Raw genomic sequence first — 12,710 nt, 5'->3', positions numbered from 1 at the left:
TTCACCCGATTCCAGGGATGAGGCGCACGAGCAGGTCGATCAGCCAGATCCCGAGGAAGGGGCTGACGATGCCGCCGAGGCCGTAGACGAGCAGGTTGCGGCGCAGCAGGGCCGAGGCCGACGACGGCTTGTACCGCACGCCGCGCAGGGCCAGCGGGATGAGCACGACGATGATCAGCGCGTTGAAGATGACGGCGGAGAGGATCGCCGACTTCGGTGTGGCCAGATGCATGATGTTCAACGCGCCGAGCTGGGCGAAGATGCCGGTGAACATCGCCGGCAGGATCGCGAAGTACTTCGCGAGGTCGTTCGCCACGCTGAACGTCGTCAGCGCGCCGCGGGTGATCAGCAGCTGCTTGCCGATCTCGACGATCTCGATCAGCTTCGTCGGGTCGCTGTCGAGGTCGACCATGTTGCCGGCCTCCTTCGCGGCCGACGTGCCGGTGTTCATCGCGACGCCGACGTCGGACTGCGCGAGCGCGGGCGCGTCGTTGGTGCCGTCGCCGGTCATCGCGACCAGGCGGCCGCCTTCCTGCTCCTTCTTGATGAGCGCCATCTTGTCTTCGGGCTTGGCCTCGGCGAGGTAGTCGTCGACGCCGGCGTCCGCCGCGATGGCCTTGGCGGTGAGCGGGTTGTCGCCGGTGATCATCACCGTCTTGATGCCCATTGCCCGCAGTTCCTTGAAGCGCTCCTTCATGCCCGGCTTGACGACGTCGGACAGCCGGATCACGCCGTGCACCACGGTGTCTTCGGCGACCACCAGCGGCGTGCCGCCCTGGGCGCTGATCTCGTCGACCACACGCTCGGTCTCGTCGGGGAACTGCCCGCCGTTGTCACGCACCCACGCGCGCACGGCACTCGCCGCACCCTTGCGGATCCGCCGGTCACCGACGTCGAGCCCGCTCATCCGGGTCTGCGCGGTGAAGGGCACGAACTCGCCGTGCACGTCGTCACCCGCGTGGGCCTCGGTCAGCTCGACGACGCTGCGTCCTTCGGGCGTTTCGTCGGCGAGGCTCGCCAGCCGGGCCGCGCGGGCGAGGTCGTCCGGAGTGGACGATCCCACCGGGATCAGCTCGGTGGCCCGGCGGTTGCCGAAGGTGATGGTGCCGGTCTTGTCGAGCAGCAGCGTCGAGACGTCGCCCGCGGCCTCGACCGCGCGGCCGGACGTCGCGAGGACGTTGCGCTGCACCAGCCGGTCCATCCCGGCGATGCCGATGGCGGACAGCAGCGCGCCGATCGTCGTCGGGATGAGGCAGACCAGCAACGCCGTCAGCACGATCACCGACTGCTCGGACCCGGAGTAGCCGGCCATCGGCTGCAGCGCCACGACGGCGAGCAGGAAGATGATGGTCAGCGTGGCCAGCAGGATGGTCAGCGCGATCTCGTTCGGCGTCTTCTGCCGGGAAGCGCCTTCCACCAAAGCGATCATGCGGTCCACAAAGGACTCGCCCGGCTTGGTCGTGATCTTCACGACGACCCGGTCGCTCAGCACGGTCGTCCCGCCGGTGACGGCGCTGCGGTCGCCGCCGGACTCGCGGATGACCGGCGCGGACTCGCCGGTGATGGCCGACTCGTCGACGGTCGCGATGCCCTCGACGACGTCGCCGTCACCCGGGATCACCTGGCCGGCCTCGACGACCACGAGGTCGCCGACGCGCAGTTCGGCGCCGGGCACCTGCTCCTCGTCGCCGTTCGCGGTGAGGCGCCGCGCGACGGTCTCCTTCTTCGACCGCCGCAGGCTTTCCGCCTGCGCCTTGCCGCGCCCTTCGGCGACGGCCTCGGCGAGGTTCGCGAAGATGACCGTGAACCACAGCCAGATCGCGATGAGGATGGTGAAGACGCTCGGGTCGGTGACGGCGAAGACGGTGGTCAGCGCCGAGCCGACCCACACCACGAACATCACCGGGTTGGCGAGCTGGTGCTTCGGGTTGAGCTTCTTGAAGGCATCCGGCAGCGACGTCCAGAGCTGGCGGGGGCTGAAGACCCCGGCGCCGACGCGACCGGTGTGCTCTTCGTGGGTCACCTGAGGTCGTTCTTCGGTGACGGTCATGCGAGTGCCTCCGCGATGGGCCCGAGCGCGAGCGCCGGGATGAACGTGAGGGCCGCGACGAGCACCACCGTGCCGGTGAGCATGGTGGCGAACAGCGGCCCGGTGGTGGGCAGCGTCCCCGCGGTCTCGGGGACCTTCCGCTGCGCGGCCAGGGATCCGGCCAGGCAGAGCACGGCGACGATCGGGATGAACCGGCCGAGCGCCATGGCGACGCCGAACGACGACTGGAACCAGTCGCTCGTCGCGGTCAGGCCGCCGAACGCACTGCCGTTGTTGTTGCCGGTCGAGGCGTAGCCGTAGAGGATTTCGGACAGCCCGTGCGCGCCGCTGTTGCCGAGCGCGCCCGCCGTGCCCGGCAGCATCAGGGCGATCCCGCTGCCCAGGAGCACGACCAGCGGCATGGCCAGCATCGAGATCGCCGCGCAGGTGACCTCGCGCTTGCCGAGCTTCTTGCCCAGGTACTCCGGCGTCCGCCCGACCATCAGGCCGGCCAGGAACATCGCGATGATCGCCATCACGAGGATGCCGTAGAGGCCGGTGCCGACGCCGCCCGGCGAGATCTCGCCGTAGAGCATGTTGAGCAGCGGACCGCCGCCGCCGAGGCCCGAGAGGCTGTCGTGGGCGCCGTTGATCGCGCCCGTGGACGTGCCGGTGGTGGTGTCGGCGAAGATCGACGTGCTCGAGATGCCGAACCGCTGTTCCTTGCCCTCCATGCTCGCCCCGGCGGCCAGCGCGGCCGGGTTGCTCGCCTTGGCCTCGGAGAACCAGATGATCGCCAGCGACGCGGCCCACAGCAGGCTCATCACGCCGAGCAGGACGTACCCCTGCTTGGGCTTGCCGACGAGCTTGCCGAACGTGCGGGTCAGGCTGACCGGGATCACCAGGATCAGGAACAGCTCGATCAGGTTCGTCCAGACGTTGGGGTTCTCGAACGGGTGCGCCGAGTTGGCGTTGAGGATGCCGCCGCCGTTGGTGCCGAGCTCCTTGATCGCCTCCTGGCTCGCCGCCGGGGCCAGCGCGATGGTGCTCTGGCTGCCGTCGGGGTTGGTGACGGCGACGCCCGCCTTGAGGCTCTGCACGACGCCGAGGGCGATCAGCACGAGCGCGAACACGAAGGCCATCGGCAGCAGGACGCGGACGGTGCCGCGCGTGAGGTCCACCCAGAAGTTGCCGAGCCGGTCGGTCCGCGAGCGGATGAACCCGCGGGTCAGCGCGATGGCGACGGCCAGCCCGACGCCCGCGGACAGGAAGTTCTGCACGGTCAGCCCGGCCATCTGCACGAAGTGGCCCATCGTCGTCTCGGGGACGTAGGACTGCCAGTTCGTGTTGGTGACGAAGGAGATCGCCGTGTTGAACGCGACGCCGGGGCTCACCGAGCCGCGGCCCAGGCTCCACGGCAGGATCGGCTGCAGCCGTTGCAGCAGGTAGAGCAGGACGACCGAGACGAACGAGAAGCCGAGCACGCCGGCGGCGTAGGTCGGCCACCGCTGCTCGGAGTCCGGGTTGACGCGGAACAGCTTGTAGAGGCCCTTCTCGAGCTTCAGGTGCTTCTCGGTGGAGAAGACGCGCGCCATGTAGTCGCCGAGTGGTTTGTAAACCACGGCGAGCGCGACGAGGAGGAGACCGAGCTGGACCAGCCCGGCCGCGGTGTCGGACATCAGAATTTCTCCGGCCTGATCAAGGCGACGAACAGGTAGACGAGAAGGCCCAGCGCCAGCAGTCCGCCGACGACGTTGGCCACGGTGCCCGCGCCGCTCACAGCTTCTCCAAGCCACGCAGCGCCAGCGCGATAACGACGAAAATGCCGATCAGGAGAACGGCGTACAGCAAGTCGGCCACTAGGCACCTCTCAGGACAGGTCACCGCTTTCGGTGACCAGGGACGAGGCCAACTGTGCGGCCGTTCCGGCCCGCCGCGGAGGGTGGCTGACGGCGCGTTAACGCCGTCCTGATGCGCATTTACGCCGTCTTTATGGCGGGTGGCGCCGGTCACGCAAGCGTTTGCCTTTACCTCGGCGCGACCGTGGTTGGTGAGTGACTCACGGCACACTGCGTGATCGAATGAGCGCGGAACGCGCAATTCGGGCAGACAAGATGTTCTCCCCGTGTTACACCTGTGTTACCGATAGTTGTACTAGCTAAGTAAAAGCTTGGAGGGGTCCGTATGTGCGGTATCGCCGGCTGGGTTTCCTACGACGCCGACCTCACGCGCCGGCAGGACGTCGTGGACGCCATGACGGAGACCATGGCCTGCCGTGGTCCGGACGGCGTCGGCACCTGGGTGCGCACGCACGTCGCGCTCGGCCACCGGCGCCTCGCCATCATCGACCTGCCCGGCGGCCGGCAGCCGATGTCCGTGCACACGCCGAACGGCGACGTCGCGATGGTCTACAGCGGCGAGGCGTACAACTTCACCGAGCTGAAGGACGAGCTCACGAAGCTCGGCCACAAGTGGGAGACCGACAGCGACACCGAAGTGGTGCTGCACGGCTACCTGCAGTGGGGCGACGCCGTCGTCGACCACCTCAACGGTATGTACGCCTTCGCGATCTGGGACGAGCGCGACGACCGGCTCGTGATGATCCGCGACCGGATGGGCATCAAGCCGTTCTACTACTACCCGACGGCCGACGGTGTGCTGTTCGGCTCCGAGCCGAAGGCGATCCTCGCGAACCCGCTCGCCCGCAAGGTGGTCGACACCGACGGCCTGCGCGAGCTGATGGCGTTCACCAAGCGCCCCGGCTGGTCGCTGTGGAAGGACATGGAGGAGGTCCAGCCCGGCACGATCGTCACCGTGTCGCGCGAGGGCATCCGCACCCGCACGTACTGGAAGCTCGACGCCAAGCAGCACACGGACGACCAGGAGACCACGGTCGAACGCGTCCGCGAGCTGATGACCGACATCGTGCACCGCCAGCTCGTCGCCGACGTCCCGCGTTGCGTGCTGCTGTCCGGCGGCCTGGACTCCAGCGCCGTCACCGGCCTCGCCGCGCCCCACCTCGCCGAGCAGGGCGAGCAGCTGCGGACGTTCTCCGTCGACTTCTTCGGCCAGGAGGAGAACTTCAAGCCGGACGAGATGCGCGACACCGCGGACTCGCCCTACATCCGCGACGTCGCCGACCTGGTCGGGTCCGCGCACCAGAACGTCATGCTGAACCCGGCGGAGCTGAGCGACCCGGCGGTGCGGCGCGCGGTGCTGAAGGCCCGTGACATCCCGGCCGGCCTCGGTGACATGGACACGTCGCTGTACCTGCTGTTCAAGGCCATCCGCGGCGAGTCGACGGTGGCCCTGTCGGGCGAGTCGGCCGACGAGGTGTTCGGCGGCTACCGCTGGTTCCACGACGAGAAGGCCGTCAACGCCGACACGTTCCCGTGGCTGGCGTTCCGGAACTCGATGATGGAGGACCGGGCGTCGCTCTACACGCCCGAGCTGGTGCGCAAGCTCAACCTCGAGACCTACATCGCGGACCAGTACGCGACGGCGGTCTCGTCGGTGGACCACCTCGACGGCGAGTCCGCGCAGGAAGCGCGGATGCGGACGATCTGCAACCTGCACCTGACGCGGTTCGTGCGGATGCTGCTCGACCGCAAGGACCGCGCGTCGATGGCGGTGGGCCTGGAGGTCCGCGTGCCGTTCTGCGACCACCGGCTGGTCGAGTACGTCTACAACACGCCGTGGTCGCTCAAGACGTTCGACGGCCGCGAGAAGAGCCTCCTGCGGCACGCGACCAAGCACGTCCTCCCGGAGTCGGTGGCTCAGCGGGTGAAGAGCCCGTACCCCTCGACGCAGGACCCGGGCTACGCGGCGGCGCTGCAGCAGCAGGTCAAGGAGGTCCTCGCGGAGCCGAACCACGCGGTGTTCGGCCTGGTCGACAAGGCCTGGGCGCACCGGGTGTCCGAAGTGGACTCGGCCACCATGGACCCGGGCGCCCGCATCGGCCTGGACCGGCTGCTCGACCTGTACCACTGGATCGAGATGTACTCCCCGGAGCTGCAGCTCGACTGAGGTCTTGACCTGGGTCTTGACCTCAAGCGCCCTTGAGGTTGGACGCTGGGCGGCATGAACGTGCTGCTGTTCGGCCGCAACCCGGCCACGGTCTCGAGGGTGACGGCGGCGCTGTCCGCGGCGGGTTTCGCCGCGGACGGCGTCGCTTCGGAGGAAGCGGCGCTGTCCCGCCTGGGCGTCGTGGACGCGCTGGTGCTGGGCGCCGGAGTGGTGGGCCCGCTGCGGGAGCGCCTCACGGCCGCGGCGGCCCGGCACGGGGTGCGGTGGGTGCAGGGGCCGCACATCCTCCCGGAGCGGGACGCCCTGGAGTACGTCCGCACGGAGATCCTGCCCCGGCTGAAGTCAGCTCAGCGGTAGTTCCGCCGCCACGTCGTCGCCTTCCGTGGCCAGGCTCGCGCCGATTCCGCTCAGCAGGGTCCGGGCTCCGCGGTTGTCCGCGGTGGTCGAGGCGACGAACCTCGTCGCGTCGCTGTCCTTCGCCAGGTCCAGCAGCGACGCCGTCACCTGCTTGCCGATCCCCCGGCCGCGGACGTCGCGGCTCAGCCAGATGCCCGCCTCCACCGCGTCGCCGTGACGTTCGAGGCGGGCCGCGCCGACCGCGGTTCCCTCGACGTCGACCACCCACGTGCGCTCCACCGCCGTCTCCGGGCGCAGCGACCTGGCCCGGTGGAACTCCAGGAACGCCGCGCGGCGCTGAGCCGTCCAGCCGGGCGGGCCGTCGGCCGGGGGCATCACCTCCAGCGGGTCCGCGCCGGCGACGGCGGCCTCCAGCAGCCGCGCCAGTGCGGGCTCGTCCAGTGGTGTCAGGATCACGCCCGGAGTGTGGCGGACGGCCGTGGCGACCGCGACCGGTTTCGGGCCAGTGCGCGCAGGAAACGGACGTAGCGCGACCACTTCACCGGCCGGGACACCCGGCCGGTCACGGCCAGTTCGGCGCGGTCCAGCAGTTGCTCCAGGAGCGCGTCATGCAGGGGGCGGAACACCAGTGGCCAGCTCAGGCGGGTCCAGCCGTGCAGGGTGCCTTCCAGGACGTGCGTCAGCGCGTCACCCGAAATCGTGAACTCGTGGTAGCCGTGCAGGCCTGTCGGCGCCGTGAAGCGGAACCGCAGGCGATCGGGCGCGACCTCTTCGAGGACGTACCGGACCGGGCCGTGACCGGCGGTCGTGCCCGGGACGGGCGGGCCGTCGAGGCGGGTGGGCGGCCAGTCGGCGACCGGCCAGAGACGGTCGTCGTCCGTGCCGAGCGTGGCCAGCAGCTCCGGCGGCACCGGCCGCGGGAACCTCCGGGTGTGGACGTTGCGGATCATGGCACAACCCTCCGTTCTGGAGACTGTCCTCCAGAACGTATCAGAGGATAGTCTCCAGAACCATGGGCCGGCCGGCGACGCACACCACAGCGCAGTTCCTCGACGCCGCGACGACGTTGTTCGCCGAGGGCGGTGCCCGCGCGGTCACGATGGCCGCGACGGCCAAGGCCGCGGGCGCGCCGAACGGCTCGATCTACCACCGCTTCCCGGACCGCCCGGCACTGCTGGCCGCGCTCTGGCTCCGCACCCTGCGCGACTTCCAGGACCTGTTCGTCGAGACCCTCGGCGACGCGGCCTCGGTGGACGCGGCGGTCGAGGCCGCGACGAGCGTCGTCCGCTGGTGCCGCAAGCACCCCGACGGCGCCCGGGTCCTCGACGCGGGCAAGCAGGCCTTCGGCCCCGCCGACTGGTCCCCCGAAGCCGCCACGGCTCTGACCGCCGCGGAGGAGGAACTCCGCACGGCCCTGAAACAGGCGACGCTCTCGCTGCCCCCGCTCACCGGCTGTACCGACGAGGACGTCGTGCTGGCCCTGGTCGAGATCCCGCGCGCGATCGTCCACCGCTACCTCTCGACCGGCCGCACTCCCCCGCCGAAGGCCGCCGACCTGGTGGAACGCACAGTCCGCAAGCTCCTCCGCCCGTGATCAGAAGGCCGGCACGCGTGATTGAGAGGTCAACTCGCGTGATTGAAGCGACGACACGACCAGCTCGCGGCGTGTCGTCCCCCCAATCACGCGTGTCGGCTTTGCAATCACGCGTGTCGGCTTTGCAATCACGCGTGTCGGCTCCTCCATCACAACGTCAGCGGCGGACCTCCGTCAGCTTCACCGGGCGGCGCTCGCGGCGCGAGACTTCGCACGCTTCGGCGATGTAGAACGCTTCGAGCGCGTCGGCCGCGACGCACGGTGATGGCGCGCGGCCGGCGACGACGTCGAGGAACGCGCGCAGTTCGGTTGTGTACGCGGGGCGGAAGCGTTCCATGAAGCCCGGGTACGCCGGACCGGGCAGCGGCGGGACCCCCGGCTCGACCGAGCGCAGCGGCGCCCGGTCGTCCAGGCCGACGACCACGCCGGAGACCGAACCGAGCGCCTCCAGGCGGACGTCGTAACCCGCGCCGTTGTAGCGGGTCAGGGACACCGTCGCCAAGGAGCCGTCGTCCAGGGTCAGGGTGGCCGCCGCCGTGTCGACGTCGCCCGCGTCGGCGAAGAACCGCTCGCCGCGGTTGGCGCCGATCGCGTAGACCTCCTCGATCTCGCGGCCGCTCACCCAGCGGATGATGTCGAAGTCGTGGACGCCGCAGTCGCGGAACAGCCCGCCCGAGTGCGCCACGTACTCCGCCGGCGGGGGCGCCGGGTCGAACGTCGTCGCGCGCAGCGTGTGCAGCCAGCCCAGCTCACCCGACGCGACGGCCGCCCGCGCCGCCGCGTAACCCGCGTCGAACCGGCGCTGGAAGCCGATCTGGACCGGGACGTCGGACGCGCCGATCCGGTCGATCACCGCCAGGGTGCCCGGGATGTCGGCCGCGACCGGCTTCTCGCAGAACACCGGCAGGCCCGCGTCGACGGCCGCGATGATCAGCCCCGGGTGGGCGTCGGTGGCCGCGGTGACGACCAGCCCGTCGAGGCCCGCGGCGAACAGCCCCTCGATGCTCGCCGCGACCTCCACTCCCAGCTTCGCGCCCGCGGCCTGAGCGCGCGCGGTGTCGACGTCGGCCACCAGGACCGACTCGACCTCGTCGAACCCCTTGAGCGTCTCCGCGTGCGCGGTGCCGATCCGCCCGGTGCCCGCCAATCCCAGCCTCATCGTCGTAAACCCTCCTGTGTGCGAAAGTCGGAAACTCAGCGGTGCGTCGGAAAGCCCAGGTCGACGCCCTGCGCTTGCCGCGGCCAGCGCGACGTCACGGCCTTCGCCCGCGTGTAGAACCGGACGCCCTCGGCGCCGTGGACGTGGGTGTCGCCGAACAGCGAGTCCTTCCAGCCGCCGAAGGAGTAGTAGGCCATCGGGACCGGGATCGGGACGTTGATGCCGACCATGCCCACCTGCACACGGCGCTCGAACTCGCGCGCGGCCTGGCCGTCGGTGGTGAAGATCGCCGTGCCGTTGCCGTACGGGTTGGCGTTCACCAGCGCGAGCGCCTCCTCGAAGGTGCCCGCGCGCACGACCACCAGCACCGGGCCGAAGATCTCGTCGGTGTAGACCGACATGTCGGTGGTCACGTGGTCGAACAGCGTCGGCCCGACCCAGAACCCGGCGCCGGGCCCCGCGAAGGTCCGGCCGTCGACGACCAGGGACGCGCCGGCCTGCTCGCCCGCGTCCACATAGGACACGATCCGGTCGCGCGCGGCGCCGGTGACGACCGGCCCCATCTGCGACGTCTCGTCGGTACCCGGCCCGGTCCTCAGCTCACGGGTCCGGGACGCGATCGCGGCGACCAGGTCGTCACCGCGGTCGCCGACCGCCACCACGACCGAGATCGCCATGCACCGCTCCCCCGCGCTGCCGTAGCCCGCGGACACCGCGGCGTCGGCCGCGCCGTCGAGATCCGCGTCCGGCAGCACGATCATGTGGTTCTTCGCGCCGCCGAGCGCCTGGACGCGCTTGCCCGCGGCCGTCCCGGTCTCGTAGACGTGCCGCGCGATCGGCGTCGAGCCGACGAACGACACCCCGGCGATGTCGGGGTGCACGAGCAGCGCGTTGACCGCCTCGGCGTCACCCTGGACGACGTTGAGCACGCCCGGCGGCAGCCCGGCCTCGGCGAACAGCTCGGCGAGGCGGACCGACGCCGACGGGTCGCGGTCGGACGGCTTGAGCACGAACGTGTTGCCGCAGGCGATGGCGATCGGGAACATCCACATCGGCACCATCACCGGGAAGTTGAACGGCGTGATGCCGGCGACGACGCCGAGCGGCTGGCGCAGCGAGTACGCGTCGATGCCGCGGGAGACCTGGTCGGAGTGCTCGCCCTTGAGCACCTGGGCGATGCCGCAGGCGAACTCGACGACCTCCAGGCCGCGCTGCACCTCGCCCGCGGCGTCCGACAGGACCTTGCCGTGCTCGGCGGTGATCAGCGCGGCCAGCTCGTCGCGGTGCGCGTCGACCAGCTCGCGGAACTTGAACAGGATGCGGGTGCGGGCGGACAGCGAGCTGTCCGACCAGTCGAGCGACGCCTTGACGGCCGACGCCACCGCGGCGTCCACATCGGACGGTCCGGCCAGGACGACCTGCCTGGCCACCTCCCCGGTCGCGGGCTGGTAGACGTCGCCGCGGCGGGACGACACCCCGGCCGTGCGGGCGCCGTCGATCCAGTGCTGGACGAGTTCGGACACGGAGTCTCCTATGCGTGTGCGGTGGTCGACCGGACCACCAGGGACGGGTGCAGCAGGTGCCGGACCGGCTCGGTGCGCTCCCCGCGCACGCGTTCGAGCAGGGCTTCGAAGGCCAGCCGCGCCATGTCCTTGCGCGGCTGGTCCACCGTGGTCAGGGAGAGGTGGCGCAACGCGGCGAGCGACGTGTTGTCGTAGCCGACGACCGACACGTCCTCCGGCACGCGCAGCCCGGCTTCCTCGAGGGCCGAAATCGCCCCCACGGCGTTGAAGTCGTTGCCGGCGACCAGCCCCGTCGGCAGTTCCGGGCGCGCGTACGCGGTGAGCAGCTCCCGCACGGCGTTCTCGCCGCCGATGTCGGTGTGTTCGCTGCGCACGACGATCGGCTCGAGACCGTGCCCCCGCATGGCGGCCTCGAAGCCGCGCCGCCGCTGCGCCGCCCCGGCCGCACCACCGCCGTCGAGGTGGGCGATGCGCCGGTGCCCCAGGCCGACCAGGTGGCCGACGGCCAGCGCGGAGCCCGCCTCGCCGTCGTCGTTCACCGTGTCCACTGTGGACGCGCGGGCGGTGCGCGAGACCAGCACGACCGGGCACTGCTTGGCCGCGACCTGGATCGCCGAGGCCGGCACGACCGGCGACAGCAGGACGATGCCCGCCGGCCGGAAGGAAAGCAGGTTGTGCAGGGCGTTCCACTCGCGCGTGGGACTGCGGCCGCCCGTGTTGAGGATGAGGTCGAAGCCCGCCGCCTGCGCGGCGCTGTCCAGCTCTTCGACGATGTCCGCGAAGAACGCGTTGCGCAGGTCGTTCACCATCACGCCGAGCACCGTCGAGGTCCGGCTGGCCAGCGACCGCGCCATGATGTGCGGCTGGTACCCGAGTTCCTCGGCCGCGCGCAGGACGGCGGTGCGCCGCGCGTCGGAGACCTTCGGTGAATTCCTCATCACCAGGGAGACCAGTGCGCGGGAAACCCCCGCTCGCGCGGCCACGTCCTCCATGGTCGGACGCACCATCGCCGCACCTCCCCGCCTGTGGGTTACGGGCCGGAAACAAGCCCTTGACTTTGCTGTGACGGACGCTACAAGATTAGAGCGCTCTAATCAATAGAGCGCTCCAACGGACCAACGGAGGCCCTCTGTGTCAGCGACGATCCGCGTCGCCGCCGCCCCGATCTCCTGGGGCGTCTGCGAAGTCCCGGGCTGGGGCCGCGTGCTGGACGCGCCGACCGTGCTGCGCGAGATGGCGGAACTCGGCGTCCAGGCAACGGAGCTGGGCCCGCCCGGGTACCTCCCCCGCGACCCGGCCGAGCTGCGCGCGCTGCTCGGGGAGCACGACCTGACGCTCGTGGGCGGGTTCCTCGCCGTCGTGCTGCACGCCGACCGGGAAAAAGCGCTCGCCGAAGCCGAGGAGTCCGCCGCGCTGTTCGCCGCGTGCGGGGGCGACGTCCTCGTGCTCGCCGCCGCGACCGGGCTCGACGGTTACGACGAACGCCCGGCGCTCACCGACACCGAATGGGCGACACTCGTCGACACCGCCGGCAGGATCCGGGACATCGCCGGTGGTCACGGCCTGCGCACCGTGCTGCACCCGCACATCGGGACGCACGTGGAGCAGCAGGCCGAGGTCGAGCGGTTCCTGCGCGACTCCGATCTGGGGTTGTGCCTCGACACCGGACACCTGATGATCGGCGGGACCGATCCGGTCGAGCTGGCGAAGCGGTTTCCCGAGCGGGTGGCGCACGTGCATCTGAAGGACGTCAAGGGGGACCTGGCCGCCGAGGTGCGCGCGGGGCGGCTCGGCTACACCGAAGCGGTCGGGCGGGGCCTCTACGTCCCGCTCGGCGAGGGGGACGTGGACGTGGCGTCGATGGTGCGCTCCGTCCAGGCGGCGGGTTACGACGGCTGGTACGTCCTCGAACAGGACACCGCCCTCGGCGAGGCGAGCCCCGACGACGTGCCTCGCCGCGACACCGAGCGCAGCCTCACGGAACTCGCGAAGATCGTGCAAGCCCTCTAACTGGTCCCAAAG

The 12,710-nt window shown here is 70.6% G+C and carries 12 protein-coding genes; 4 read left to right on the top strand and 8 right to left on the bottom strand.

What is annotated here, in order from left to right:
- Position 1: 1 nt before the first annotated feature.
- Genes kdpB through kdpF form a run of 3 tightly spaced genes read right to left on the bottom strand, consistent with a single transcriptional unit; the run spans position 2 to position 3,809 of the window.
- On the bottom strand, positions 2–2,050 hold the full coding sequence (gene kdpB / locus OHS58_RS47345; protein WP_328646610.1) for a potassium-transporting ATPase subunit KdpB: 2,049 nt from the start codon (positions 2,048–2,050) through the stop codon (positions 2–4).
- Positions 2,047–3,708 carry a potassium-transporting ATPase subunit KdpA gene (gene kdpA / locus OHS58_RS47340; protein ID WP_328646609.1) on the bottom strand — a complete coding sequence of 554 codons (1,662 nt, stop codon included), beginning with the start codon at positions 3,706–3,708 and terminating at the stop codon, positions 2,047–2,049. The genes kdpB and kdpA overlap by 4 nt, the downstream gene beginning before the upstream one ends.
- Positions 3,708–3,809: a K(+)-transporting ATPase subunit F gene (gene kdpF / locus OHS58_RS47335; protein ID WP_247062298.1), complete on the bottom strand. Its 102-nt coding sequence runs from the start codon at positions 3,807–3,809 to the stop codon at positions 3,708–3,710. The genes kdpA and kdpF overlap by 1 nt, the downstream gene beginning before the upstream one ends.
- A 404-nt stretch (positions 3,810–4,213) precedes the next feature.
- Here kdpF and asnB point away from each other — a divergent pair, with 404 nt between their 5' ends.
- The gene (gene asnB / locus OHS58_RS47330; RefSeq protein WP_326947115.1) at positions 4,214–6,055 is read left to right on the top strand and encodes an asparagine synthase (glutamine-hydrolyzing); all 1,842 of its coding nucleotides are present in this window, start codon (positions 4,214–4,216) and stop codon (positions 6,053–6,055) included.
- Positions 6,056–6,109: 54 nt separating this feature from the next.
- Entirely contained in the window at positions 6,110–6,412 is a 303-nt protein-coding gene (locus OHS58_RS47325; protein WP_328646608.1) for a hypothetical protein, read from the top strand.
- Here OHS58_RS47325 and OHS58_RS47320 read toward each other — a convergent pair.
- On the bottom strand, positions 6,398–6,868 hold the full coding sequence (locus OHS58_RS47320; RefSeq protein ID WP_328646607.1) for a GNAT family N-acetyltransferase: 471 nt from the start codon (positions 6,866–6,868) through the stop codon (positions 6,398–6,400). The two genes, OHS58_RS47325 and OHS58_RS47320, sit on opposite strands and share 15 nt — an antisense overlap.
- Positions 6,865–7,362 carry an SRPBCC family protein gene (locus tag OHS58_RS47315; RefSeq protein ID WP_328646606.1) on the bottom strand — a complete coding sequence of 166 codons (498 nt, stop codon included), beginning with the start codon at positions 7,360–7,362 and terminating at the stop codon, positions 6,865–6,867. Before OHS58_RS47315 ends, OHS58_RS47320 begins: the two co-directional genes overlap by 4 nt.
- Positions 7,363–7,424: 62 nt before the next feature.
- On the opposite strand from OHS58_RS47315, the gene OHS58_RS47310 reads away from it, so the two are divergent.
- On the top strand, positions 7,425–8,006 hold the full coding sequence (locus OHS58_RS47310; RefSeq protein ID WP_326947111.1) for a TetR/AcrR family transcriptional regulator: 582 nt from the start codon (positions 7,425–7,427) through the stop codon (positions 8,004–8,006).
- Positions 8,007–8,163: 157 nt separating this feature from the next.
- Here the strand turns inward: OHS58_RS47310 and OHS58_RS47305 are convergent, their stop codons facing one another.
- The 3 genes from OHS58_RS47305 to OHS58_RS47295 are packed head-to-tail and all read right to left on the bottom strand — an operon-like array spanning position 8,164 to position 11,695.
- Positions 8,164–9,165, bottom strand: coding sequence for a Gfo/Idh/MocA family protein (locus tag OHS58_RS47305; protein WP_326947110.1), 1,002 nt, complete (start codon positions 9,163–9,165; stop codon positions 8,164–8,166).
- 35 nt (positions 9,166–9,200) lie between these two features.
- On the bottom strand, positions 9,201–10,688 hold the full coding sequence (locus OHS58_RS47300; RefSeq protein WP_328646605.1) for a CoA-acylating methylmalonate-semialdehyde dehydrogenase: 1,488 nt from the start codon (positions 10,686–10,688) through the stop codon (positions 9,201–9,203).
- Positions 10,689–10,696: 8 nt separating this feature from the next.
- Positions 10,697–11,695 (bottom strand): LacI family DNA-binding transcriptional regulator, encoded by a 999-nt coding sequence (locus tag OHS58_RS47295; protein ID WP_328646604.1) that lies wholly within the window; start codon positions 11,693–11,695, stop codon positions 10,697–10,699.
- Positions 11,696–11,819: 124 nt separating this feature from the next.
- Here OHS58_RS47295 and OHS58_RS47290 point away from each other — a divergent pair, with 124 nt between their 5' ends.
- Positions 11,820–12,698, top strand: a complete 879-nt coding sequence (locus tag OHS58_RS47290; protein WP_328646603.1) for a TIM barrel protein — start codon at positions 11,820–11,822, stop codon at positions 12,696–12,698.
- Positions 12,699–12,710: the final 12 nt, after the last annotated feature.

The sequence above is a fragment of the Amycolatopsis sp. NBC_00348 genome, from assembly GCF_036114655.1.
Classification (GTDB): domain Bacteria; phylum Actinomycetota; class Actinomycetes; order Mycobacteriales; family Pseudonocardiaceae; genus Amycolatopsis.
Note: the sequence above shows the minus strand (reverse complement) of the source record. Positions and strands in the feature narration are given on the sequence as shown.